This is a genomic window from Sphingomonas panni (genome assembly GCF_022664435.1).
Lineage (GTDB): Bacteria > Pseudomonadota > Alphaproteobacteria > Sphingomonadales > Sphingomonadaceae > Sphingomonas > Sphingomonas panni.
The window spans coordinates 322,115-346,912 of record NZ_JAKREU010000002.1 but is presented as its reverse complement, the minus strand read 5'-3'; the positions used below and the strand labels follow the sequence as shown (position 1 = coordinate 346,912).

At 67.8% G+C, this 24,798-nt stretch carries 25 protein-coding genes; 11 read left to right on the top strand and 14 right to left on the bottom strand.

The genetic code is table 11. The features are described from left to right. Positions 1-35 precede the first annotated feature (35 nt). Positions 36-1,487: a helicase HerA domain-containing protein gene (locus tag MF609_RS06400; protein ID WP_242415458.1), complete on the top strand. Its 1,452-nt coding sequence runs from the start codon at positions 36-38 to the stop codon at positions 1,485-1,487. Between the two features lie 111 nt (positions 1,488-1,598). Here the strand turns inward: MF609_RS06400 and MF609_RS06395 are convergent, their stop codons facing one another. The 6 genes from MF609_RS06395 to serS form a co-directional block, all read right to left on the bottom strand. Next, on the bottom strand, positions 1,599-2,981 hold the full coding sequence (locus MF609_RS06395) for a leucyl aminopeptidase family protein (RefSeq protein ID WP_242415457.1): 1,383 nt from the start codon (positions 2,979-2,981) through the stop codon (positions 1,599-1,601). Positions 2,982-3,162: 181 nt separating this feature from the next. After that, positions 3,163-4,494, bottom strand: a complete 1,332-nt coding sequence (rimO, locus tag MF609_RS06390; RefSeq protein ID WP_242415456.1) for a 30S ribosomal protein S12 methylthiotransferase RimO — start codon at positions 4,492-4,494, stop codon at positions 3,163-3,165. Between the two features lie 51 nt (positions 4,495-4,545). Beyond that, positions 4,546-4,890: a DMT family protein gene (locus tag MF609_RS06385; protein ID WP_242415455.1), complete on the bottom strand. Its 345-nt coding sequence runs from the start codon at positions 4,888-4,890 to the stop codon at positions 4,546-4,548. Next, positions 4,890-5,900, bottom strand: a complete 1,011-nt coding sequence (locus tag MF609_RS06380) for a potassium channel family protein (RefSeq protein WP_242415454.1) — start codon at positions 5,898-5,900, stop codon at positions 4,890-4,892. The genes MF609_RS06385 and MF609_RS06380 overlap by 1 nt, the downstream gene beginning before the upstream one ends. Continuing rightward, positions 5,897-7,006: a M23 family metallopeptidase gene (locus MF609_RS06375; protein ID WP_242415453.1), complete on the bottom strand. Its 1,110-nt coding sequence runs from the start codon at positions 7,004-7,006 to the stop codon at positions 5,897-5,899. Before MF609_RS06375 ends, MF609_RS06380 begins: the two co-directional genes overlap by 4 nt. Positions 7,007-7,028: 22 nt before the next feature. Next, positions 7,029-8,306 carry a serine--tRNA ligase gene (gene serS, locus MF609_RS06370; RefSeq protein WP_242415452.1) on the bottom strand — a complete coding sequence of 426 codons (1,278 nt, stop codon included), beginning with the start codon at positions 8,304-8,306 and terminating at the stop codon, positions 7,029-7,031. Positions 8,307-8,400: 94 nt separating this feature from the next. Between serS and MF609_RS06365 the strand changes: the two genes are divergently transcribed. From MF609_RS06365 to dksA, 3 genes are all read left to right on the top strand, one after another. After that, entirely contained in the window at positions 8,401-8,832 is a 432-nt protein-coding gene (locus MF609_RS06365; RefSeq protein WP_242415451.1) for a host attachment family protein, read from the top strand. Positions 8,833-8,848: 16 nt separating this feature from the next. Next, positions 8,849-9,958, top strand: a complete 1,110-nt coding sequence (locus MF609_RS06360; RefSeq protein WP_242415450.1) for a hypothetical protein — start codon at positions 8,849-8,851, stop codon at positions 9,956-9,958. Positions 9,959-10,140: 182 nt separating this feature from the next. Further along, positions 10,141-10,608, top strand: a complete 468-nt coding sequence (dksA, locus tag MF609_RS06355; protein WP_242415449.1) for an RNA polymerase-binding protein DksA — start codon at positions 10,141-10,143, stop codon at positions 10,606-10,608. Positions 10,609-10,656: 48 nt separating this feature from the next. Here the strand turns inward: dksA and MF609_RS06350 are convergent, their stop codons facing one another. Continuing rightward, entirely contained in the window at positions 10,657-10,812 is a 156-nt protein-coding gene (locus tag MF609_RS06350; RefSeq protein WP_242415448.1) for a YdcH family protein, read from the bottom strand. A gap of 152 nt (positions 10,813-10,964) precedes the next feature. Here MF609_RS06350 and MF609_RS06345 point away from each other — a divergent pair, with 152 nt between their 5' ends. Next, complete coding sequence (locus MF609_RS06345) at positions 10,965-11,162, top strand: YdcH family protein (protein WP_242415447.1); 198 nt, start codon at positions 10,965-10,967, stop codon at positions 11,160-11,162. Between the two features lie 95 nt (positions 11,163-11,257). Then, positions 11,258-11,716 carry a DUF1465 family protein gene (locus tag MF609_RS06340; protein WP_242415446.1) on the top strand — a complete coding sequence of 153 codons (459 nt, stop codon included), beginning with the start codon at positions 11,258-11,260 and terminating at the stop codon, positions 11,714-11,716. Between the two features lie 32 nt (positions 11,717-11,748). Here MF609_RS06340 and MF609_RS06335 read toward each other — a convergent pair whose 3' ends face one another. From MF609_RS06335 to MF609_RS06310, 6 genes are all read right to left on the bottom strand, one after another. Continuing rightward, complete coding sequence (locus MF609_RS06335) at positions 11,749-12,696, bottom strand: NAD(P)H-dependent flavin oxidoreductase (RefSeq protein ID WP_242415445.1); 948 nt, start codon at positions 12,694-12,696, stop codon at positions 11,749-11,751. A gap of 38 nt (positions 12,697-12,734) precedes the next feature. Further along, on the bottom strand, positions 12,735-13,310 hold the full coding sequence (locus tag MF609_RS06330; protein WP_242415444.1) for a manganese efflux pump MntP: 576 nt from the start codon (positions 13,308-13,310) through the stop codon (positions 12,735-12,737). Between the two features lie 254 nt (positions 13,311-13,564). Next, positions 13,565-14,893 carry an Nramp family divalent metal transporter gene (locus tag MF609_RS06325; protein WP_242415443.1) on the bottom strand — a complete coding sequence of 443 codons (1,329 nt, stop codon included), beginning with the start codon at positions 14,891-14,893 and terminating at the stop codon, positions 13,565-13,567. A 23-nt stretch (positions 14,894-14,916) separates the two neighbouring features. Beyond that, complete coding sequence (locus MF609_RS06320) at positions 14,917-15,930, bottom strand: ferritin-like domain-containing protein (RefSeq protein ID WP_242415442.1); 1,014 nt, start codon at positions 15,928-15,930, stop codon at positions 14,917-14,919. Between the two features lie 20 nt (positions 15,931-15,950). After that, positions 15,951-16,970, bottom strand: a complete 1,020-nt coding sequence (locus MF609_RS06315; protein WP_242415441.1) for a ferritin-like domain-containing protein — start codon at positions 16,968-16,970, stop codon at positions 15,951-15,953. 131 nt (positions 16,971-17,101) lie between these two features. After that, positions 17,102-18,145 carry a LacI family DNA-binding transcriptional regulator gene (locus tag MF609_RS06310; protein WP_242415440.1) on the bottom strand — a complete coding sequence of 348 codons (1,044 nt, stop codon included), beginning with the start codon at positions 18,143-18,145 and terminating at the stop codon, positions 17,102-17,104. Between the two features lie 128 nt (positions 18,146-18,273). Here MF609_RS06310 and MF609_RS06305 point away from each other — a divergent pair, with 128 nt between their 5' ends. The 5 genes from MF609_RS06305 to MF609_RS06285 are packed head-to-tail and all read left to right on the top strand — an operon-like array spanning position 18,274 to position 21,434. Further along, positions 18,274-18,678, top strand: coding sequence for a PDZ domain-containing protein (locus MF609_RS06305; RefSeq protein ID WP_242415439.1), 405 nt, complete (start codon positions 18,274-18,276; stop codon positions 18,676-18,678). After that, on the top strand, positions 18,650-19,333 hold the full coding sequence (locus tag MF609_RS06300) for a winged helix-turn-helix domain-containing protein (protein ID WP_242415438.1): 684 nt from the start codon (positions 18,650-18,652) through the stop codon (positions 19,331-19,333). Before MF609_RS06305 ends, MF609_RS06300 begins: the two co-directional genes overlap by 29 nt. Before the next feature lie 23 nt (positions 19,334-19,356). Next, the gene (locus MF609_RS06295) at positions 19,357-20,676 is read left to right on the top strand and encodes a sensor histidine kinase (protein WP_242415437.1); all 1,320 of its coding nucleotides are present in this window, start codon (positions 19,357-19,359) and stop codon (positions 20,674-20,676) included. A 60-nt stretch (positions 20,677-20,736) separates the two neighbouring features. Next, a complete protein-coding gene (locus MF609_RS06290) occupies positions 20,737-21,042 on the top strand; it encodes a hypothetical protein (RefSeq protein ID WP_242415436.1) in 306 nt (101 codons plus the stop codon). 38 nt (positions 21,043-21,080) lie between these two features. Then, on the top strand, positions 21,081-21,434 hold the full coding sequence (locus tag MF609_RS06285) for a hypothetical protein (RefSeq protein ID WP_242415435.1): 354 nt from the start codon (positions 21,081-21,083) through the stop codon (positions 21,432-21,434). A 16-nt stretch (positions 21,435-21,450) separates the two neighbouring features. On the opposite strand, the gene MF609_RS06280 is transcribed toward MF609_RS06285, so the two are convergent. Further along, positions 21,451-24,750: a trifunctional glycoside hydrolase family 18/polysaccharide deacetylase/glycosyltransferase family 2 protein gene (locus MF609_RS06280; RefSeq protein ID WP_242415434.1), complete on the bottom strand. Its 3,300-nt coding sequence runs from the start codon at positions 24,748-24,750 to the stop codon at positions 21,451-21,453. Between the last annotated feature and the right edge of the window lie 48 nt (positions 24,751-24,798).

Sequence of the window (24,798 nt, the reverse complement as noted above, 5' to 3'; positions counted from 1 at the left end):
TGCCCCGGCATGGCCCCAACGCCTAAAGACCCGCGATGACCGTGAACGTCGATATGGGGACGGACCCGGTGGGCAAGACCGTTCCCCTTGATCTCGAAGAATTATTGGCCACCCGCCTGCTGGTGCAGGGCAATTCGGGGTCGGGAAAGTCGCATCTGCTGCGGCGGTTGCTGGAGCGCAGCGCCGGCCATGTGCAGCAGGTGGTGATCGATCCCGAAGGCGATTTCGTGACGCTGGCCGGGGCGTACGGCCATGTCGTGATCGAGGCGGCCGACCATAGCGAGCGCGAGGTCGCCAAGTTCGCGACGCGCGCCCGTGAACATCGCGCATCGGTGGTGCTGAGCCTCGAAGGGCTGGAGGCTGAGGGGCAGATGAAGTGCGCCGCGGCGTTCCTGAACGCGCTGTTCGATGCGCCGCGCGAGCATTGGTATCCGGCGCTGGTCGTCGTCGACGAAGCGCAGCTGTTCGCGCCGGCGGGCGGCGGCGAGGTCGTCGAGGAGGTTCGCCGCGCGTCGCTGTCGGCGATGACCAATTTGATGTGTCGCGGGCGCAAGCGCGGGCTTGCCGGGGTGATCGCGACGCAGCGTCTGGCGAAGCTGGCCAAGAACGTCGCGGCGGAAGCATCCAACTTCCTGATGGGGCGCACCTTCCTCGATATCGACATGGCGCGTGCCGCCGACCTGCTGGGCATGGAACGGCGACAGGCGGAGGCGATCCGCGATCTGCAGCGCGGGCATTTCCTCGCGCTGGGGCCGGCGGTGTCGCGGCGGCCGCTGTCAATCAAGATCGGGCCGGTGCAGACCTCGGCCCGCAGCGGCAGCCCCAAGCTGACCCCGCTGCCCACCGCGCCGGTCGCCGATATCAAGGATTTGCTGCTGGCCCCGGTCGAGGCGATGCTGCCGCTCGGCCCGCCGATCCGCCACGTCGCCCCGCCCGAGGCGGTGGAGGCGGCGATTGCCGCGCCGCCCAGGCCGAGCGTCGCGCCCGACCTGCCCGAACGGTCGGCGGACGAGACCGATACCATCGTTGCCGACGTGCTGCGCGCGCTGGTCGAGGATGAAGGCGAGCAGCAACGCGCGGCGGCGGTGCTGTATCAGGATTTCGACGTGCGGTGTCGCATGGTCGGTCTGGCGCGCCCGCCGCTCGACCTGCCGGCCTTTACCCGGCGGCTGGCCTGTGCGCGGGCCGGAATCTACGACGCGCCGGACGCCGAATGGGCGCAGGCGCTGGCGATCGCCGACGTGCTGCCCGACGACATGCTGGGCGCGTTCATGCTGATCGCACGGGCGGCGCGCGAGGGGCGGCCATGCCCTAGCGATGCGGCAATCGCGCGGACCTATGGCACCAGTTCGCTGGGGCGGGTGAAGCGGATGCTCGCCTATATCGAGGGGCGCGACCTGTTGGTGTGCCGTACCGATTTGGCGGGCAAGCGGTCGATCGCCTTGCCGCATCTGGGGTGGACGACCGAGGCGGCGGAGGCGGCGTAGTCCGAGCAGCTAAATGCGAACGTCACCCCAGCGAAGGCTGGGGTTTCTCGGTGGTAGCGCGGGACAAAAGCCGCTTGAAACCCCAGCCTGCGCTGGGGTGACGTTCGCGGCTCAGACGCGAGCGTACCGGTCCTTCAGCAATCGCCACGCCGCGCGCAGGCCGTATGCTTCGCCGCCCTTCGCCCGGCCGGGCTTGGCCACCGCGCGCCACGCGAAGGTGTCGAGATGCGCCCAGACCGTGCCGGGCGTCACGAACCGGCGCAGGAACAGCGCGGCGGTGACCGCGCCGGCCATGCCGCCCTCCGGCGCGTTGACCATGTCGGCGATGTCCGATTTCAGCATATCGTCATAGCCGTCCCATAGCGGCATCCGCCACAACGGGTCGCCCTCCGCGGTGCCGGCGGCGAGCAGGTCGGCGGCCAGCGCTTCGTCGTTCACGAAGGTCGCGGGCAGGTCGGGCCCCAGCGCGACCCGCGCCGCCCCGGTCAATGTGGCGAAGTCGATCAGCAGTTCGGGTGCTTCTTCGCACGCGCGGGTGAGCGCGTCACCGAAGATCAGGCGACCTTCGGCATCGGTATTGGTATTCTCGACCGTCAGTCCTTTGCGGCTGTTCAGCACGTCGCCGGGGCGGAAGGCGTCGCCCGACACGCTGTTCTCGACCGCCGGGATCAGGAGGTGGAGCCGAACGGGCAGGTGGGTTTCCATCACCAGTCCGGCGAGCGCCAGCGCATGGGCCGCCCCGCCCATGTCCTTCTTCATCAGCCGCATTCCTGCCGACGGCTTGATGTCAAGGCCGCCGCTGTCGAAGCACACGCCCTTGCCGACCAGCGCGACCTTCGGATGCGCGGGATTGCCCCAAGTGAGTTCTATCAGGCGCGGTTCGCGGCCCTTCGCAGCGGCCTTTCCGACCGCATGGATCATCGGATAGCCGGTTTCGAGGTCGCGGCCGGTGGTGACAGTGACCGTCGCGCCATGCGTTTCGCCCAGCGCCTTTGCTTCGACGGCCAGTTCGGCGGGGCCGAGATCGGCGGCGGCGGTGTTGACGAGGTCACGGACGCGGGCGGTGGCGGCGGCCTGCCGCAATGCTTCGTCGATCTGCGCCGGGTCGCGTGACAGCAGCATGCGGGGGGCGTCGTCCTCGCCCGTCTTGTAGCGGGTGAAGCGATATTGCGCGGTGGCCCAGCCGAGCTTCGCTGCCCCGGGCGTGCCCTCCGCTAGCCGGTAGTTGCCGGGCGGAAGCTGGGTGGGCAGGTGGGCGAGGCACCAGGGCGAGAGGTTCGCGGAATTGGCGACGATGGTGACGACCGACCAGTCGTCGGGCTGCTCGCCGGGCAAAGTGGCGTTCTTGCCGGGCTTGGCGGTCAGGCGCTGGGCGGTGACGGCGGCGCGGATGCGCGGCGGCTGCGCGCTCAGCCAGGCGTCGAAGCCGGCGGGATCGATCAGGTGGAGGGTGCGGGCGTCCTGCCCCCGGTCGGCGGTGATCGTCGGTGTCATCCGCGTGATGTAGGGCTGCGTGTTTGAAAAGCGCAAGCCGATCCTCCCCATTTATGGGGAGGGGGACCAGCCGCAGGCTGGTGGTGGGGGTTTTCCGCGCAACGTAACCGTGGTGGAGGAGGACACCCCCCTCCACCACCGCTTCGCGGCGGTCCCCCTCCCCGCGAGCGGGGAGGAGCTTTTACGCTACCGGAACACCGTACAGGTCGTGTTCGTCAGCGTCCTCGACCTCGACCTTGACGATATCGCCCTGTGCCAGATGGCCCGCGTCGCGCAGGAACACCTCGCCATCGATGCCGGGCGCGTCGGCGGTGCTGCGGCCGGTCGCGCCGCCCTCGTCGCCGACTTCGTCGATGATGACGTCGATGGTACGGCCGATCTTCGCGGCAAGCTTCGCGGCGGAAATCGCGGCGGTCTTTTCCATGATCCGCGCGTAGCGTTCTTCCTTGACCGCTTCCGGCACCGGATCGGGCAGGGCATTGGCGGCGGCACCCTCGACGGGTTCGAAGCGGAAGGCGCCGACACGGTCGAGCTGCGCCTCGTCCAGCCAGTCGAGCAGATACTGGAAGTCCGCCTCGGTTTCCCCGGGAAAACCGACGACGAAGGACGAGCGGATCGCGATGTCCGGGCAGATTTCGCGCCAGCCGCGCAGGCGCTCGAGCACCTTCGCATCGTTGGCCGGGCGCTTCATCGCCTTCAGGACATTGGGGGAGGCGTGCTGGAACGGAATGTCGAGATAGGGCAGTACCAGCCCCTCGGCCATCAGCGGGATGACGCTGTCGACATGGGGGTAGGGATAGACATAGTGCAGCCGGACCCAGGGCGCGATTGTCCCGAGTTCACGCGCTAGGTCGGTCATGTGCGGCACGACCTCGCGCCCCTTCCACGCGCGCGGCTCGCGGCGGATGTCGATGCCGTAGGCGGAGGTGTCCTGGCTGATGACCAGCAGTTCCTTCGTACCCGCCGCGACCAGCTTTTCCGCCTCGCGTAGGATCGCGTCGGGCCGGCGGCTGACCAGGTCGCCGCGGATCGACGGGATGATGCAGAAGGAACAGCGGTGGTTGCAGCCCTCCGAAATCTTGAGATAGCTGTAATGGCGCGGCGTCAACTTCAGCCCGCTTTCGGGCACCAGGTCGACAAAGGGCGAGGGGATCGGCGGCGCGGCCTCGTGCACCGCTTCCACGACCTGCTCATATTGATGCGCGCCGGTGACGGCGAGGACCTGCGGGAAGCGGGCGCGGATCGTCTCCGCCTCCTGCCCCATGCAGCCGGTGACGATGACGCGGCCATTCTCGGCAATCGCCTCGCCGATCGCCTCCAGCGACTCTTCCTTGGCCGAATCGAGGAAGCCGCAGGTGTTGACCAGCACGACGTCCGCTCCGGCGTAGTCGGGCGACATCTGATAGCCGTCGCTGCGCAGCTTGGTCAGGATGCGTTCGCTGTCGACCAGGTTCTTGGGACAGCCGAGCGAAACCATCCCGACACGGGGGGGCGAGGGAAGACGAGTTGCCATGATCGCCCGCCACATAGCGATTTGGGCGAAAAATGATAGGGGCAGCGGAACCTATTGCCGGAACAGGAAGAACGCCCCCCCGGCGATCAGCGTGAAGCCGATCATGTGGTTGACCGTGATCTTCTGCCCCAGATACGCGACCGAGAAGATGGCGAAGACGGTCAGGGTGATGACCTCCTGCATCCCCTTCAACTGCGCCGCCGAATAGACCTGCGACCCGATCCGGTTGGCGGGAACGGCAAGGCAATATTCGAAGAAGGCGATGCCCCAGCTGATGACGATCACGAAAAACAGGGGCGCGCCCTTGTGCTTCAGATGGCCGTACCAGGCGAAGGTCATGAAGATGTTGGACGCGACCAACATCAGGATCGGCCACAGGCGTGCTGCATCGGGCATTATCGGGTCACCACTTCGACGATCATGTCGCCGCTCTGGAGGGCTTGGACTTCGGGACTGTCGAACCGCAGCTTGCCGTCGCCGCGATAGACCCGCAGGCCGAGGCCGGTCGTGATCGACGACAGCGGGCGGCCGACCTCTTCGGGGGCGACGGGGCGTTCGGCCAGCGCCACCGGGCCGCCGATCGAGGCGAGATCGAGCAGGTAATCGGCGATATGCGGTCCCTTGCACGACCCGGCGAGCAGCAGTCCGGCAAAGCTGACCGGATTGATGACCGTCGTCGCCCCGGCGGCGCGGGCGGGGAATTCATTGTCCTCCGCCTTCACGATCACGCTGATCGTCAGGTTCGGCGCGAGGTGGCGGGCGGTCAGCGTCACCAGGATCGAGGTATCGTCGCGTCCCGTGGCGACGATCAGCGCCCGGGCGCGTGGCACGCAGACGTCGTTCAGCGTCGCGTCGCGGGTCGCATCGGCCTGCAGCACGATGCAGCCGAGCTTCTGCGCGGCGTCGATATTGGCGGCGACCGGATCGATCACGACGATGCGGCGGGCATCCTCGCCCCGCGCGATCAGTTCGTCGACCGCCTCCGACCCCGTCTTGCCGAAGCCGGCGACGACGATATGGCCGGTCAGCTTTTCCTGCAACAGCGCCATGCGCCAACGCTCCCAGCTGCGTCGCAGCACAAATTGATAGGTCGTGCCGATGAACAGCAACACGACGAACACCCGGATCGGCGAAACGATCAACGCGTCGAAAAGTCGCGCGCGTTCGGTCACCGGCGCGATATCGCCATAGCCGGTGGTCGTGATCGAGATCATCGTGAAATAGATGACGTCGATGAAGCTGACCGACCCGTCATAATTGTCGCGCAGCCCTTCGCGATCGAACCAGTGGACGCCGATGGCGATTCCGACCAGCCCCAGCACCGCGACGACCCGCCACAGGATCGAGGCCCAGACCGGCAGCGCCGAGGACTGGCGCAGGATCGCGCGCCGGCCGGGCGCCGTCACCGGCGCGGCAACCGGGTCAGCGGATCGACCGGCGTGCGGCCCGAACGCATTTCAAAATGCACCATCGGCCGGTCGGCGAAGCCCGAATCGCCCGATAGCGCGATCTTCTGCCCCTTCTTCACCGCCTGCCCCCGCTGGACCAGCAGCTGGCTGGCATGGCCGTAGACGGTGGTGAGGCCGCCACCATGGCGGACGATGACCACGCCGCCCAGGCCCGGCACGCCGCTGCCGACATAGGCCACGGTGCCGTCCGCCGCTGCGCCGATCGGGGTGTCCATCGGCACCGCGATCTTGATGCCGTCGTTGCGCTCTCCGCTCGCGCCCGCGCCGAAGCGTTTGTAGAGACGGCCGTCGACCGGCCATGCGAAGGTGCCGGGCGTCGTCGTGGGGGCCGTGACGGCGGCGGTGGAGGGCAGCACGCGGCGCGGTGACGTGACCGCGACGGCCGGCTTTTCGTTGGGCTTGATGGCGGGTTCACCGCCGGTCAGAATGTCGTCGATATCGAGGCGGAAGGCGGCGGCTCGCTCGGCCGCCGAACGCGGCATCGCGTCGCCGGGGATCAGGATTCGCTGTCCGGTGCGCAGAATATAGGGTTCGTTCAAGCCGTTGGCGGTCACGATCCGCGACCAGTCGACGCCATAGGCACGGGCGATGGCGATCCCGGTCTCGCCTTCATGCACCGTATGATAGCGCCCGCCGGGAATGGTCAGCCGCTGTCCGGTGCGGATGGTGAAGGGTGCGGGCAGCAAATTGGCGCGCGCGATCGCTTCCGATCCCGCGCCGGTCGTATTGGCGATGCCACGCAACGTGTCGCCGGGGCGGACGACGTAGCTGCCCTCCGGGATGGTGCGGGCGTTGGCGACGACGCGCCGTGCCTCCCATGCCGGCGGCGGGGAGGGGAGTGCGGTGACGCCATCGCCCTGCGGCTTGGTCGCAGCTGGCGTATCCGGCGCGGCGACCGGCGGCGCGGGGGGAAGCGGATCATAGCCGGGCGAGGCGGGGATGCACCCGCCGGCCCCGCCCAGGACGAACATCGCCAGCGCGCCCCGCAGTCTCAACCCCATTGCCGCCCCCTTGCGTCCCATCCCGACCGCGATCTTAACCATCGCGCGCGTGATGGCAAAGCCGTCAGCCGGCGGGCGTCAGCACGTCCTGCCCGACATAGCGGCGCAGCACATCGGGCACGACGACCGATCCATCGGCCTGCTGGTAATTTTCCAGCACCGCGACCAGTGTACGCCCGACCGCCAGCCCCGATCCGTTCAGGGTATGGACGAAGCGCGTCGCCTTCTCCCCCTCCGGCCGGTAGCGCGCGTTCATCCGGCGAGCCTGGAAATCGGTGCAGGTCGAGCAGCTAGAAATCTCGCGATAGCGCTGCTGCCCCGGCAGCCATACTTCGAGGTCGTAGGTGCGTGCCGCTGAAAAGCCCATGTCGCCGGTGCACAGCTTCATCCGGCGGAACGGCAGGACGAGGCGGTTCAGGATATCCTCTGCCGCCTGAGTCATGCGTTCATGCTCCGCGTCCGACTGGTCCGGGGTGGTGATGGACACCATCTCCGCCTTTTCGAACTGGTGCTGCCGGATGAAGCCGCGCGTGTCGCGTCCGGCGGCACCGGCTTCGGACCGGAAGCACATGGTGAGTGCGGTGAATCGCAGCGGCAGTTCGCGTTCGGCGAGAATCTCGCCCGCGACGATGTTGGTCAGCGAAACCTCGGCAGTCGGGATCAGCCAGTGATCGCCGGTCGTTTTGAACAGGTCCTCGGCGAACTTGGGCAACTGCCCCGTGCCATAGAGCGCATCGCCGCGCACCAGCAACGGCGGCACGACCTCTTCATAGCCATGGATGCCGGTCAGCGTGTCGAGCATGAACTGGCCGAGCGCCCGGTGCAGCTTCGCTGCCGCCCCGCGCACCAGTGTGAAGCGCGCGCCCGACAATTTGACCCCGGTTTCGAAATCGAGGCCGATCGCCGGACCGATCGCGTCATGTTCTTGCGCGTCGAAGCCGAAGGCGGTCGGGTCGCCTACCGTCTTTTCGACGACATTCTCGTCCTCGCCCGCGCCCTGTGGCACATCGGCCAGGGGCAGGTTGGGGATCGATGCCAGAACGCCGTTCAGTTCCTCGCCCAGCTGCGCTTCCTCGACCTCGATCGCGGGCATCCGCTCCTTGATCGCGGCGACTTCGGCCATCAGCGCGGTGGCGGTTTCCTCGTCCCGCTTGGCCTTGGCCGCGCCGATCGCTTTCGATGCTTCGTTGCGACGGGCCTGTGCCACCTGCACCTCGGTCAGCAGCGCGCGCCGGCGTTCGTCGAGTGCTACGATCTCCGCCGAGCGCGGGTCGAGGCTACGGCGGGCGAGGGCGGCGTCGAAGGCGGCGGGATCGTCGCGGATCAGGCGGATATCGTGCATGGCCGGGCTATGGCGAGGCACGCGAAGCCATGCAAGCCGCAACCGGCGCGCCCGATGGCGCGTTCATCGACCCACACAGCCAAGGAGATGGACGATGCGGATTCCTCATGACGCCTGCATTTTGGTCGCGGATGGCCGCAAGATGCTGTTCTTCCGCAACGAAGGCGATGCGGAAAACCCGAACCTGATCGTCGAGGATCAGAAGCTGCAGGCCAACCCGGCGGATCGCCACCAGAAGACCGATGCGGCCGGGCAGGCATCGTCGACCACCGGCGGCACGATGGGTGAGGTGGATTTCCACCAGCAGGCGGAGGACCGTTTCGCGGCCGAAGCGGCCGACCTGCTGCGCAAGCGCGCGCTGGCCAACGAGTTCGAATCGCTCATCATCGTCGCGCCGCCCAAGACGCTGGGCGAGATGCGCAAGCATTATCACAAGGCGGTCAGCGACAAGCTGGCCGGTGAACTCGACAAGGACCTGACCGGTCATCCGGTTGATCAGATCGAGAAGCTGCTCGCCAACGCCTGAACGAAAAACGGGCCGCGTGGAGGTTTCCACGCGGCCCGTTTTGCTGTCCGGGAAATACGATCAGGCGGTTTCGCTGCTCGCCTTGCGCGCAAATCGCTTGCGGAGGACCAGTGCTGCCGCAGCACCGCCGAACAACAGCAGCATCGGCGGCGCGGGAACCGGCGTCGGCGGTCCCGGAGGACCCGGAGGGTTGTCGCCATTGGACGACGACGAGGTGGACGAGCTGCTCGCCGAGGACGTCGAAGCACTGGTCGAGGCCGAAGACGCCGACGACGTGCTGGTCGATACGTTGCCGCTCGAAGAGGTCGATGTCGACGTAGACACGTTGCCGCTCGACGAGGTCGAGGTGGAGACGTTGCCGCTGGACGAGGTGGACGTCGACACGTTGCCGCTGGACGAGCTGGAGACGTTGCCGCTGCTGCCGCCCGATGCGGACGACGTGCTGCTGGTGCTCGACACGCCGCCGGTGCTGGTCGACGAGCCGCCCGCCGATGTCGAGGTCGAGCCGCTGGTGCTGGAGGTCGAAGAGACGACGATCCCGCTAGACCCGCCGCCCGACCCGCCACCACCGAAGAAGCCGCCAGCAAAGAACCCGCCGCCGATGCCGCCACCGCCGGTCCCGCCGACGATCACCGGACCGGGGCCGAATCCGCCGCCGGCCATCTGCGGCATGTCCGCGCTGGCGAAGGCGGGGGGCAGGGGTACGGGATCGGCCTGGCTGGCGACGGTCACGACCGTCGGCGCGCAGACCGTCTTGCTCCGGGTCACGACCCGCTTGACGATGCGTTTCGGGGCCGGGCGGGCGGCCACCCGCTTGGTGATGGTGCGCTTGGTGATCGCGCGCTTGGTAATGACGCGGTTCTGCGACGATTCAGCGACATGGACCGCGCCACCGCCGATTACGGCACCGCCGCAGGCACATGCGCACAGCTTTGCCAATGCCATCTTCACCGACATTCCGCACCACTCTTCCCAAAAGATCCGGCCGATGCATCCTCGGATGCCCTGCCGGATCGTCTTGCATCACCAACGCGAAAGAAAGCGTAAATCTCACGCCGTGATGATCCCAATAGCGGGGGTCATATTTGTGAAACGCAATTTACGCCAGCACTTCGCGTACGGTTAACGTGCCGTAAAGGGACGTGTGTCCATAAGGCATCGCCTTGGAACTCTTCTGCCGGTCGGGCGTGCCGGGCGGCGTGCCGCGGCGCTTGTGGAGCGGTCCCCCGGTCGATATAGGCGCGCGGGACTAGAGAGGGCGACCCTGCGGGTATTCGTAGCGGGACGCCCCCAGCCGGAGACATGGGGATGGCCACGGTTTTGAGCGACACGAAACAATCTCTCGACATGCCACCGCCGCCGGCGATGGACGACGGCACCGGATATCGTCCCCATGCGGACGAGCCGTTCATGAACCCCCGCCAGCAGGCCTATTTCCGGGCGAAGCTGCTGGCATGGAAGGATGCGATCCACCGCGAGGCGCAGGATACGCTGGCGCACCTGCAGAACGAATCGCTGCGGGAAGCGGATCTTACCGACCGCGCGTCGAGCGAAACCGACTTTTCGATCGAACTTCGTACCCGCGACCGCCAGCGCAAGCTGATCGCCAAGATCGAGGCGGCGCTGCGCCGGATCGACGATGGCGAATATGGCTATTGCGAAGTCACCGGCGAGCCGATCGCGCTCGGTCGGCTGGAAGCGCGGCCGATCGCCACGATGACGGTCGAGGCGCAAAGCCGCCACGAACGGCAGGAAAAGGTGTCGCGCGAAGATTGATCGCGCGACGAAGCGCGGAGCCGGACCGGCCCCGCGCGGAAGGTCACGTCACAGCGCGGTAATTTCCTGTTTCACCATCAGCTTGCGCTTCTTGAGCGAGGACAGCAGCGCCTGGTCGGGGGAGGGGCGCTGGGTCTCTGCGGCGATCTGACGATCGAGCGTCGCATGTTTCGCTTCGAGTGCGTTGAGGTGGGCAGACTGCATCGTTGCATCCTCCTGCTTGGCTGTTGGGGGAGTGAATAGAACACACGCGTCGCCGATTGTCGCCATGCCCGTTCGGTCATTTTCGACACGACGTGCGAAAATAGGCGACGGGCCGTTGCCAGCGGCAAGCGACCTAGCGAGAATGGCCGGCGATGGACGAATCGGACCTTGAACAGCGTCTGGGGCTGCTGCGGATCGAGCATCGCGACCTCGACGATGCGATCACCGCTCTGGCGACGGCAACGCAGGTCGATCAGTTGCAGCTGGCGCGACTGAAGCGCCGCAAACTGCGTCTGCGCGATGAAATCGCCGTGATCGAGGACCAGTTGATCCCCGACATCATCGCCTGAAACCGCCTGCGGTCGGGCAAAGCGTCGCGAACAGGGACGCTGCCCGCATATTCGGCCTCTTGTCGGTCTCCCGGCCGGCATGGCATCCTTAAGCCATGGAATCTTCCGGGCATCGGGCGGATGTTCGTCGCCGACTGATCGACTCGCTTCATGTCGAGGCGATGGTGCTGGCCGACGAGGCGCGCGCCTATTTCAACGATTCGGGGCAGGCGGAGCGCGCACTGCTCGACCCGATGGCGCGCGTGGTGCTGTCGTGCGAATCGCTCAAGATCACGACCCGACTGATGCATGTCATCGCGTGGTTGCTGACCCAGCGTGCGATCGATGCGGGCGAGATGCCAGCCGCGCTCGACGACGATCCGTTGCGGGCGCTGGCCCCGGCACCGGTGACGGAGGATGAGGTGTTGGATACGATGCCGGCGGGCACGCAGGCGCTGGTCCGCTCCAGCATCGACCTGTACCGCCGTGCCGAGCGGATCGAACGGGCAAAGACCAGCCCGCCGCCGGCCAGCCCCGCCCGGGCGATGTTCGAACGCCTGACGATGCAGCTGTAACCGGACGCCGCCATCGGCCGTCCGGCCGGCCGTTACTTTAACAGCCGATCGCGGGTGGCGTGATATTCCGCGGCCATCCGCGCGATCCGGTCGGCCGCGGGAACGACGGCCTCGACCGCGCCGATCCCCTGTCCCGCGCCCCAAATGTCCTTCCACGCCTTCGCGCCCGATCCGAAGTTCATCGCCGAGGCGTCGCTATCTGGCAGTGCATCGGGGTCTAGCCCGGCGGCGACGATCGACGCGCGCAGGTAATTGCCATGCACCCCGGTGAACAGGTTGCTGTAGACGATGTCGCCTGCGCGACCGTCGACCACCGCCTGTTTGTAGGCGGCGACGGCATTGGCCTCCGTCGTGGCGATGAACGGCGAGCCGACATAGGCAAGGTCCGCGCCCGCCGCCTGCGCTGCCAGCACCGCGCCGCCATTGGCGATCGCGCCCGACAGGGCGAGCGGGCCGTCGAACCACTGGCGCACTTCCTGGGTGAAGGCGAAGGGATTGAGGCGCCCGGCATGGCCGCCGGCACCGGTGCAGACGAGGATCAGGCCGTCCGCGCCCTTCTCGACCGCCTTGTGCGCGAACCGGTCGTCGATCACGTCGTGCAGCGTGATCCCGCCCCAGCCATGGACGGCGGTGTTCAAATCCTCGCGCGCGCCGAGCGAAGTGATGACGATCGGCACCTTCCACTTGGCGCAGGTCGCGAGGTCAGCCTCCAGCCGGTCGTTCGAGCGATGCACGATCTGGTTGACCGCGAACGGGGCCGACGGTCGGTCGGGATGGGCGCGGTCGTGCGCGGCCAGCTCCTCGGTGATGCGGTGGAGCCATTCGTCGAGCTGCGCCTGCGGCCGCGCGTTCAGTGCGGGGAAGGAGCCGACGATACCCGCCTTGCACTGCGCGATCACCAGATCGGGACCGGAGATGATGAACAGCGGCGACCCGATGACCGGGATCGTCAGCCTGTCGAACAAGGATGGTAGCGCCATATGAGTTTCATAGCGCAACCATGTTCGCTGTCCAGTGGTCAGGCCGACAGGTGCTGCGCCAGGATCGATCCGCCGATCGCGATCAGCACCAGCCCGCCGAGAATGCCGGCATAGCGGCCGAGATACGGGCCGATATGCTTGCCGACCATCACCCCGATCGTGGCCATCAAGGTGGTGGTGCCGCCGATGACGAGGCACGCGACCCAGATGTTGACGTCCATCAGCGCCAGCGAGATGCCGACCGCCGCCGCATCGATGCTGGTGGCGATCGCGGTCGCGGCGAGGCGGAGATAGCTGGGCTTCGCATCGGCTTCCTCTGGAGAGCCTTCGGCGGCGTCGCCCCGGATCGCCTCACGCAGCATATAGCCGCCGACCGCCAGCAACAGGCCGAAGGCGACCCAGTGATCGTAGCTGGCGATCCAGTCGTTGAGCAGGAAGCCGAGCAGCCAGCCGATCGCGGGCGTCACTGCTTCGAAGAAGCCGAAGACGATGCCGACCTTCAGCGCGTCGGACAGTCCGCTGCGCCGCTCGGTCGCGCCCTTGCCGAGCGCGGCGGCAAAGGCGTCGACGGACAGGCTGGCGCCGAGCGCGCCAAGGGTCAGGATGCCGGGCATGATAGGAACCTTTGGGCCAGATACCGAACGACGCGCATGTCCGTGGCCACGAAGCGTGACATGCAGGTCGTTGGTCTCGCCTGGCAGGAAAGATCCTGCTGTCATCGCCACGCACCGGACGGTGCGATCCTGTTGACGATGACCCCGCATCACAGCGGGTAGCTACTCCCCAAGAACGGGGCCGCAATATGTTGTGGTCCGATGGGTGGCAAGCCGGAAAATACGATCAATTCGGTCCGATTGATCGAGCGGCTTTATCCGGTTACCACCTGATATAGCAGAACCGCGTTCAAGACGCTCACCGCGGCGCAGATCGCCCATGCCGCGATGGCGAGGACCGGACGGTTCGCGAAGTCGCCCATCTTGCTCCGGTCCCCGGTGAAGCGGACCAGCGGATAGACGGCGAAGGGCAATTGCAGGCTCAACACCACCTGACTGCCGATCAGCAGCTGCGCGGTACCGCTCTCGCCATACAGGCTGGCGACGACGACGGCGGGGATGATGGCGAGCAGGCGGGTGACGATCCGTCGCAACCATGCGGGCAGGCGGATGTTCAGGAACCCCTCCATCACGATCTGCCCGGCGAGCGTTCCGGTGATCGTCGAATTCTGTCCCGAGGCGAGCAGCGCGACGGCGAACAGGATGCTTGCCGCGCCCGCGCCCAGCATCGGGGTCAGCAGCTGATAGGCATCCTGGATCTCCGCGACATCGGTCCGCCCGGCAGTGTGGAAGGTCGCGGCGGCGAGGATCAGGATCGACCCGTTGATGAACAGCGCCAGCATCAGCGCGACCGAACTGTCGATCGTCGCCAGCTTCACCGCCTCGCGACGGCCCTCCGGCGTGCGCTCGAAGCTGCGGGTCTGGACGATGGAGGAATGGAGATAGAGGTTGTGCGGCATCACCGTCGCGCCGAGGATGCCGATGGCGAGGTACAGCATCGCGGGATTGGTGACGATTTCGGTCGTCGGTATCAGGCCGCCGGCAATGGCGGCCAACGAGGGCTGCGCGAGGAACAGCTCGACGGCGAAACAGCCGGCGATGACCAGCAGCAGCGCGACGATGAACGCCTCCAGCTTCCTGAACCCATATTGCTGGAGCAGCAGGATCAGCATCACGTCGACCGCGGTGATGCACACGCCCCATACCAGCGGAATGCCGAACAGAAGTTGCAGGGCGATGGCCGTACCGATCACCTCCGCCAGGTCACAGGCGATGATCGCCAGTTCGCACAACAGCCACAGCACCCAGCGGATCGGAGCGGGGTAATATTCGCGGCACGCCTGGGCGAGGTCGAGGCCGGTGACGATGCCGAGCTTGGCCGACAGCGACTGCAACACCATCGCCATGATGTTGGACAGCAGGATGACCGACAACAGCGTATAGCCGAATGCCGACCCGCCGGCGATGTCGGTGGCCCAGTTGCCCGGGTCCATATAGCCGACCGCGACCAGATAGCCCGGCCCGGCAAAGGCCCCGAGCTTGCGCCAGAACTGCCCCGCACCCGCGGGTACCGGGATCGTACGGAACGATCCCGGCAGGCTGGGACGCCGGTCGGGAGCGTCGGCGCCGGTCGGAGGGGCCATGCGATACGCTCCCGATGCCGGATTTAGCCGGGGTTGCTGGTCTTCAGTGCGCCGTTGACGCCCGCCGGGAAGAACCCGCCGGCGCTGACCGACGCACGGTTCAGATAATGGATGTTGAGAACCTGTGCCGGCGACCGGGCGAAGGGCAGGCCGCTGCCGTCGGTGGGCACGATGTTCGACGCGTTGTTGACCGGCTTCACGCCCTGATCGATGTCGGTGACCCCGTCGAGGCTGTCGCGCGCGTTCGACAATGCCTCGGTCGCGTCGATGATCGAGGCGGTGGCAATGCCCTTGCGGTACAGCGCGGCACGGATCAGGCCGGCATGATAGGATTTCGCCGCGACCATCCCGGCGACGGCGTCGACGAACGCCGCGCCGGTCACCGCGCCGGCGATCCCGCGATAGGCGGTGACCGCGACATCGGCGAAGACGAACGCGCCGAGCATCACCTGTTCGTCGCTGGCATAGACGTCGTAGCTGGCCGACGTGCCGGTGATGAGCTGCGCCGCGCGGGCGAGGTTCGAGAAGGCGCTGGTCGCGGTGACGCCGAGGTCGATCGCCGGCTGGGCGACGACCGTCGCGCCGATGACGCCGCGCAGCAGCGACACATGAGCACGGGTGTCGGCGGCGAGTTCGCGGGCGAACTGCCCGAACACCGGATCGGCGAAAGTCCGCTGACGCCCGCCGCTGGCGGTTCCGGCAGTACCGGTTCCGGTCAAAAGGTCCGCCGACAGGCCAGCACCGGTCGTGACGACGCTGAAATATTGGGCCTCGATATAGGCAAGGTTCAACGCGAAGTTCAGAATATCGGCATCGGTCAGCGGACTGGCGGTCGGCGTCGGCGTGGCCGATCCCGAAGCGGTCGGGGTGGGCGTCGGCGTCGGCGCAGGGTTGCCGTTGTTGCCGCCACATGCGGCGAGCAGCGACGCGCCGGCCACCACGGCCGACACGCTGCCGGCACTGCGCAGGAAGTCGCGGCGATCGGCGCGACGGCTATCGTTGGTGTCGAGCACCGACAGGATCGATTCGTTGGTCATCTGGGTCGCTCCCGAAAGGCTCAGTTCGCCGCGCTGGACTTGATGGCGCCGTTGACGCCGGCGGGGAAGAACCCGCCCGTGGTGACGGCGTTGCGGTTCAGATAGGCGATGTTGAGCACCTGTCCGGTGGTGCGGCCATAGGGAAGGCCGGTGGTGGCGTCGAACGGCATGATGTTCGACCGGTCGTCGATCGGGCGCACGCCCTGATCGATGTCGCTCCGCCCGTCGAGGCCGTCGCGCGCGTTGGAGATCCCCTCCGACGCATCGATCAGCGTGGGCGTGGTCAGCCCGCGCCTGAACACCGCCGAGCGGATCATCGCCGCATGATAGGCTTCGGCGGCGAGGATGCCGGAGGCGACCTGCCGGATCAGCGCGTTCGCCAACCCGCCGATCGCACCGCGATAGGCGGTAACGCCGACATCCTCGAACAGATAGGCGGCGAGCAGGAAATTGTCGTCATTCTCATACGGATCGAACGTCGCGCCCTGGCCGATCAGGCCGGCGGCACGCGCGGCGTTCGAAAAGGCGCTGGTCGGCGTCGCGCTGATGTCCAGCGTCGGCATGGCGATGGCCGACGATCCCAGCGCGTTGCGCAGGAATTCCACATGGGCCAGTTCGTCCTGCGCGATTTCGCGGGCATAGTTGGCGACGATAGGGTCGTTCAGCGTGGCCTTGCGCCCGCCGGTCACGGTGCCCGCCGTACCGGATCCGGTCAGCAGCGTGCTGGCGAGGCCGGTGCCGTTGGCGGCGAAGGCGTAGAATTGCGCTTCGAGATATTCGAGGTTCAGCGCGAAGTTCAGCACGTCGTTATCGGTGAACCCGCTGGAGCCGGTTGCGCTGGGGGTCGGGGTCGGCGTCGCGGTCGCCGAACCACTGGGCGTCGGGGTCGGCGAATTGTTGCTGTTCCCGCCGCACGACGTCAGCGCAAGGCCGGTCCCGACCGCCGCCACCGCCCCGAAGGCGCGAAAAAAGTCCCGGCGTTCCTCGCGTCGGCGCGCCCGCGCGTCGAGGGCTGCAACCATCTGTGTCTCGTCGGTCATCTACCGGTTCCCTTAAACCCTGGCGGCCCCGCCCCGCGAATGACGGAACGACCCGGACCTCTCCGTGACATGCCGCCGTTGCCGGCCGACATATCGATTATGCGTGCTGTATTGTCTGTCGCGGCGGGAAGCTACCCCCCAGCACCCGGTGCGGGTGCGATCGATTCGCGCAGGATCAGGCGATGTTCGTGCGCGATGGTCGCCGGAACGGGCACGCCCGCCAACTGGTCGAGCAGCAGCGAGGTCGCGCTGACCGCCATGTCGAACACCGGCTGGCGCATGGTCGTGATGCGCGGCCAGGTGATGCGCGCAATCTCCGAATCGTCGAAGCCGACGATCGACAGCTCGCGCGGCACGTCGATCCCGGCTTCCCGCGCGGCCATCAGCGCGCCGACCGCCATGTCGTCATTCTGCGCCAGGATCGCGGTCGGCCGGTCGGGCCGATCGAGCAAAGTCCGCGCGGCGGCAAAGCCCGAATCGAAGGTGAACAGGCCGTCGATCACCCGGCCGTGATCGATCTCCACACCGGCGGCGGCGAAGGCCTGCGTATAGCCGGTCATTCGCGCGCTGCTGGCGGCATGGGTCGGGTCGCCCTTGATGATGCCGATCCGGCAATGGCCCTGCGCCAGCACGGCGGCGGCGACCTCTGCGGCGGCGGAGACGTCGTCGACCACCACGCCCGGCACGATATCGTCGAACCGGGTGGGCGAAATGCGCGCGAAGGGCATGCCGATCCCGACCAGTTCGTCGAGGATGCGGCGGCTGTCGGATGCCGGCGGGGCCAGCACCACGCCGTCGATCGCCGCCGACCGCAACAGCCCGACTACCTCGTCGGCATGGTCGTTGACCGATCGTACCGGCAGCACGACCAGCCGGTATCGCTCGCCCCGCAACCGGTCGAGAACGCCCATCTGCAGATCGACGCCGTAACTAGGCGACGGATTTTCATAGACGAGGCCGATCAGGTAGGATCGTTGCCGCGCCAGCCCCTGCGCCATGATATTGGGGTGATAATCGAGGACGCGCACCGCCTCGCGCACCCGTTCGCGCACCGGCTCGGTCACATGCGGTTCGCCGTTCAGTACGCGCGAGACGGTTTTCGTGGACACGGCCGCATGGCGCGCGACATCGACGATGGTGATGCGCCGGGACGGCCGCGATCGGGGGGACTTCATCCCGGCATCTCCTCCACGCCGCCGCGCGCATGTCAACTGGGCCAGATGGCGAAGATGACGCGATTGTCATCTGCCGCCCATGCCGGCGTCGTGCCCGATCGGCCATGGTCGCGGACGAAGGAGCAGCGATGGACGAGTCCGGACGCCTGTCATGGATGCCACAGCGGACGTTCGTTCTGGGCGTGCTGGCCGCGTGCGCGCTTGTCGCCGCCGGGTGGAGCGCGCTCGACACCGGCACGGACGCGATCACCGCCGGTGGCGCGACCCTTGCCGCGACCGATACCGCCGACGGACTGGTCGTTACCAGCCTGGAGACCGGTGGCCCGTCCGCCGCGGCCGGGCTGCGCGTCGGCGACGTGATCGACCGCGTCGACGGGCTGGACGCGCCGACGCCCGCCATGCTGGCCGATGCCGAGGCGCAGGACGTCGCGGTGCTGCACGTCGCGGCAAGGGGTGACGCCGGCCCCCGGACGCTGTTATTGCGACGCGCGGAGGAGGGCCAAGGTGAAGATCCTGATCGTCGAGGACGATGAACAAACCGCGAGCTACATCGCCAAGGGGCTGACCGAGGCCGGGTTCAACGTCGATCGCGCCGCCAATGGCCGTGACGGCCTGTTCCACGCGATCGACGGTGGCTATGACTGTATCGTCATGGACCGGATGCTGCCGCAGATGGACGGCATGGCGGCGGTAGCCGCGATGCGCGCCGCCGGTATAGCGACGCCGGTGCTGATCCTGTCGGCCATGGGATCGCCCGACGACCGCGTGGCGGGCCTGACCCAGGGCGCGGACGACTATCTGACCAAGCCGTTCGTGTTCGCCGAACTGCTCGCCCGCGTCCGGCTGCTCACGCGGCGACAACAGGCGGGCGGCCCGGCGGTCGAGACGAAGCTCAGTTGCGACGATCTGGAAATGGACCTGCTCGCGCGGCGGGTGCGGCGCGGCCAGCGGGTGATAGACCTGCAACCGCGCGAATTCCGCCTGCTCGAATATCTGTTGCGCCATGCCGGACAGGTCGTGACGCGCACCATGCTGCTCGAGGGCGTATGGGATTATCATTTCGATCCCGGCAGCAACGTGACCGATGTGCATATCAGCCGGCTGCGGCGCAAGATCGACGAGGGCGAGGAACGCCGCCTGCTGCACACGGTGCGCGGCTCGGGCTACAAGCTGGGGGCCGACTCCTGAAGCGGTTCAGCCGGTCGGCGACGGTGCGCTTCGCCCTGCTGGTGTTCGCGCTGCAGATCGCCGGTGCGGCAGTCGTACTGCTGAGCGTCCGGACGATCACCGAGAACCGTCTGACCGCGAGTGCGACCGATCAGGCGGCGCGGCTGCGCGCGACGTTGTTGGAAGGTTGGGCGTCGGGTGGCGTCGCGCGGATGGTCCGGTTGGCCGAAGACCGGCTCGATCGCAGCGACCGTCCGCAATCGGTCGTGCTGGTGATGCAGCGCGACGGCCGGGTATTGGCCGGCAATGTCGCTGCCTGGCCGCCCAATGTCGTGATCGGCCCGCCTGCCACCATCGAGATTTTTCGCGTGGCGCGCGAAAAGCCCGAAGCGATGCGGGTGATCGGCACCATCCTGCCCGATGGTACGCGGCTGCTGACCGGCCATGTGATCGAGGGCGAGCTGGCGTTCGTCGGCGCGATGGAGGCGGCGATGGTCGCGGCGATGATCGTCGCGCTGTTGCTGGCCGGGCTGGCCGGCTGGGTCGCAGCCCGACTGATCGCGGCACGGCTTGGCCGGACGGCGCAGACGGTGGCGGCGGTGACGGCGGGCGACCTCGACCAGCGAGTGGCGCTGGACGGCGGTGCCGATGCGTTCGAGGCGCTGGGCCGGTCGGTCAATGCGATGCTCGACCGGATCGCGACGCTGGTCGGCGAACTGAAGCTGGCGACCGATGGGCTGGCGCACGACCTGCGCTCGCCACTCACCCGGTTGCGCGCCACGCTGGAACGCGCGCTGGCGGCGGCGGAGAGCGAAGAGGGCCGGGTCGCGGTGCTGCGAGCGATGGAGGAAGGCGACCGGCTGCTCGGGATGCTCGACACCGCACTGCGCATCACCCGTGCGGAAGCGGGGATCGGGCGCGAGGCGTTCCAGCCGGTCGACCTGTCGGCACTGGTCGCCGATGTCGCCGACATGTTCGAACCGCTGGCCGAGGATCGCGGGCTGACCATCCACGTCGCCGATAGCGAAGCGGTCACGGTGCCTGCCAATCGCGAAATGATCGGACAGGCCGTGGCAAATCTGATCGATAACGCATTGAAATATGGTGCCGGCGTCATTCGCCTGACGGTTGCAGAGGCCGATGGCGGCGCGGCGATCACGGTTGCCGATGACGGACCCGGCATAGCCCCCGAAAGACGCGGCGATGCGCTGCGTCGTTTCGGTCGGTTGGACGCGGCGCGGACCGAGAGCGGGGCGGGGCTCGGGCTGTCGCTGGTGGCGGCCGTCGCACATCTTCATGGCGGTACGCTGACCTTGAGCGACAATGCGCCGGGACTTGCGGTGCGTATGACGGTGACGCGCTGACGGCCGCCCCGACACTGCCATAATTGCGCGGAACAGTGTGACCGATACGGGAGGCGCGCGATGTGGCCGTTGCTGATGCTGGTGCAGACGGCCGCGGAACCGCCGCTGCGGATCGACCTCAAACCGCTATTGCCGGAACCGTCCTGCGACCGAAACACGGGCGAGGGGGAGATCGTCGTCTGCGGCGACCGCGACGATGGCCGCTATCGCCTGACCGCGCTGCCCGAGCGGCGCTTCGAAGGATCGGGCCGGGCGCAGCTCCGTCTGTCGGACAAGGCGACGCTTTCGGCCGAGGGAGAGAGTGCCGGCCTCGCCGGCGGCGTTACCGTCCCTCGGTTGATGGCGCGGTTGCGCATCGGCTTCTGATGGTGGCGCGGGGAAACCCGGTGTCCTAAAGACCGGTCATGGCAAAGGCAGATCGTCTCGCCCGGCTGGACGACCTCCGGCTGGAACAGGAAACCGAGTATCGTACCGCGTTGATCGAGGCACTGCGCCGTACCGCTGCGGGCAAGTCGGGGCTGTTCGACCACCGGCCGGATCGCCGGACCCGTGCCGCCATCGCGCCGGTGATCGATCATCTGGAGGAACTGGCCGACGCGATCGATGCCGCGCGGGACCAGCTTGGCCTGCCGCCGTTCGCGCTGCGGCAGGAATTCCTGAAATCGCGCGGGCCGGTCGGACCGCAGGCGATGGGCGAGCCGCGACAGGCGCAGGCGTGGCTCGACCGGCTGGCGGCGGAGGACGGGGCGGCGGGATAGGCCGCCCCGCCCGTCGTCAAGCCGCCGCCTCGACCCGGCCGCTGCGCTCCAGCTTGCCCCAGCCGACCACGAATCCGCCGATCGCCGATGCGATGGCGCGCAGCACGACCCAGTACATGATCTGGCGATAGACCAGCCGTTGGGCGACGAGCAGGTGCGCGGGGTAGCGCGCCTTGTTCCCGTCCAGCCGATACGCGACCCAGCCACACGCCACGTCGATCGCGGTGAAGCAGAGCCAGTACAGCCCCATCTGCCCGACATCGCCGCTCGTCTGCGCCCAGCCGTGCTGGGCCACGCGGACGGCGGTGCCGACGATCGACAGGATCAGGGCGAGGTCGATCAGCGGAGAGATGGCGGCGAAGAAGATCTGGAACAGCCACGCCTGTGGCAGGCCGATCCGGGCGAGGCCGGCGGGCTTGCCGGTCATCAGGACGCGGCGATGCTTCCACAGGCATTGCAGCGTGCCGAACGCCCAGCGATAGCGCTGTTTGGCAAGTGCCTTGAAGCTTTCGGGCGCTTCGGTCCACGCAACGGCGCGCGGGTCGTAGGTCACGCGCCAGCCGGCCCGCTGGATGGCGATGGTCAGGTCCTGGTCCTCGGCCAGCGTGTCTTCGGGATAGCCGCCGACCGCGTCCAGCGCGGCCCGCCGCCATGCGCCAACGGCGCCCGGCACCACGGTCATCGCATCGAACCCGGCAAGCGCGCGACGTTCGAGGTTCTGCGCGGTGATATATTCGACCGCCTGCCAGCGGGTGACGAGGTTCACCCGGTTGCCGACGCGCGCATCGCCCGCGACCGCGCCTAGCTTCGGATCGGCGAACCAGCGCGCCAACCGGGCGATGGTCGTCGGTTCGAACTGGGTATCGGCGTCGAGCGCGATGATGACCTCGCACTCCGCCTGCAACAGCGCGCGGTTGAGCGCCGCCGCCTTGCCGCCATTGGCGAGCGTAAGGAGCGTGACGCGCGGATCGGCGGCGAAGCGGTCGCGGACGACCTGGCTGGTCGCGTCCTTCGACCCGTCGTCGGCGACGATAACCTGCAATCCCGGATAGTCGCTCGCCAGCACCCGGGCGACCGAATCGGCGATCACACGCTCTTCGTTATACGCCGGAATGATGACCGAAACGCTGGGGTGATAGTCGGGCGGGGTCGGACGCTGCCGCCGCGACTGGAACCAGGCGAGCGCCGCCATCAGCACTGCGCGCGCCATGCCGAGGCCGATGGCGAGGTAGAACAGCCAGGCGAGGGTGACCGAGATCGCCGCCAGCACGATGAAGATCGCGACGTCGGTACGCACCGCCATCAGGTCGCGCCCGGTCACCGCCGGCATCGCGACCGCGCGGGGGACGCCGACCAGCTGCGATGCGGTGACGAAGTGGTACCCCTTCGCCTTCAGGATGGCGATGATGCGCGGCAGGGCATCGACCGTCTGCTGCCGGTCGCCGCCACCGTCATGCAGCAGGACGACGTTGCGCGAACTGTCGGCGCTGGCGTCCTCGACCTGCTCGACGACCTGCCGGACGATGGAATCGGTGCCCGGCCGCTGCCAGTCGTTCGGATCGACGTGCAGCCCGACGACGGTATAGCCCAGATCCTGCGCCAGCAGCGCCGGGGCGATTTCGTCCATCGTCGTCGGTTCGGCATCCCCGAAATAGGGTGCGCGGAACAGCGTCGTCGACCGCCCGGTATAGGCCTGGATCAGGCGCTGCGTGGCGTTCAGCTCCAGCTTGGTCGTGCGTTCGCCGGTGGTGGCGAGGTTCGGGTGGGTGTAGCTGTGGTTGCCGATCTCGTCCCCGTCGCGCACGATCCGCTGCAACAGGCCCGGATGCTCCAGCGCATTTTCGCCGACGACGAAGAAGGTGGCGGGCACGCCGGCCTTTTCCAGCGCATCGAGGATCGGCGGCGTCCAGGTCGCGTCGGGGCCGTCGTCGAACGTCAGCGCGATCGCCTTCGGATCGGCCGCGCCGGTGCGCTGCACGACATAGGGGGTGGGGAGCGCGGCATATTGTTCGTCGGCGATCATGCCGTCGCGGTCGAACTGCAACGCCCGCTGCCCGTCGGTCGGCCGGTTGGTGATGCGCAGCACCTCGCCCGACCCCTCGACATCGACGTTCAGCGCGCTTTGCAGGCGGCCGATGCGATGGACGCGGTCGGTGGTGCGGAAGGCGGCGAGATCGTTCCAGATCCCGGCATCCTCGCTGCCCAGTCGCCACAGCGCCACATCGTCCAGCCCCATGCGCCGCAGCGCGGCCAGTTCGTTCCAGCTGGTCGCCGCGTCCAGCATCCACACCTGGTGCCGGCTGCCGCGTTCGTCGGCATAGGTGAAGCCGGCATTCCCGCTCGACCGGTCGAAACCGATCTGGGCCGAGGAATCATGCGCGGCCAGCCACGCTTCCTCGATCGACAGCGCATCCGCACCGCCATCGTGCCAGTCATAGGCATAGCTGCCCAGCGCCACGACCAGCTTGTCGCGACCGACCTGCCGGATCGCCTGTTCGACCTGCGCGACGAACCAGGGCTGCGACGCGATCGGGCCGGGCGTGCCGCTTTCCCAATGCTCGTCATAGGCCATCAGGATGACGTGGTCGGTCGCCCGCGCCACATCGGCCAACCGCCAGTCGGGATCGCCCGCCGGCGCGGTGACCGCCAGCGTCGCGCCCTTGGGCAGCGCCGCGTGCAACTGCGCGAGGAAGGCGGGATAGCGCGCGACGGCGGCAGCGGGCAGGCTTTCATAATCCATCACCAGCCCGGCGGCGTGATGCGCCTGCACATAGCCGGCGAGCTGCGCCACCAGCGTCGCGCGGGCCTGCGGATCGGCAAGCATTCGGGCGGCTCCGGCACCATCCCAGTTGTCGTCGGTCAGGTTCTGCACCATCGGCAGCATCTTCGGCGCGTGGCGCGTGCCGGCCAGCAGTTGGGCGAGACGGGGATCGTCGATCGCATGAACCTGCTGTCCGACCACGGTGATATAGGCCGGTACGATCCAGTCCAGCCCCGCCATATGCCGCTGCAACGACGACAGCCCGCCCGCCGTATCGGGCACGTAGAAGCCGATGGTCAGCGGCGATCCCTGTGTCGGTGCACTCGCCCGCGGCAGCCAGCGGCCGTGCTTCGCCAGACCGTCGCCGCGCGGGGCGAACGCCTCGCCATGGCGCCTTGCGAACGGCAGCGGCATTCCCAGCGTGCGCGGCGTCAGCACCAGCGTCGACGCAAAGGCGATCGCCGCCAGCACGACCGCGAGGATCAGCAGCGCGACCCCGCGCCGTGCCCAGACACCGCGTCGGCCGGTGGGATCGAAGAAAATGGGCTTGCTCACTCTGCGGCGACCTCGAACGTCTGCGGTGGTCGCACGATGCGCCCCCGG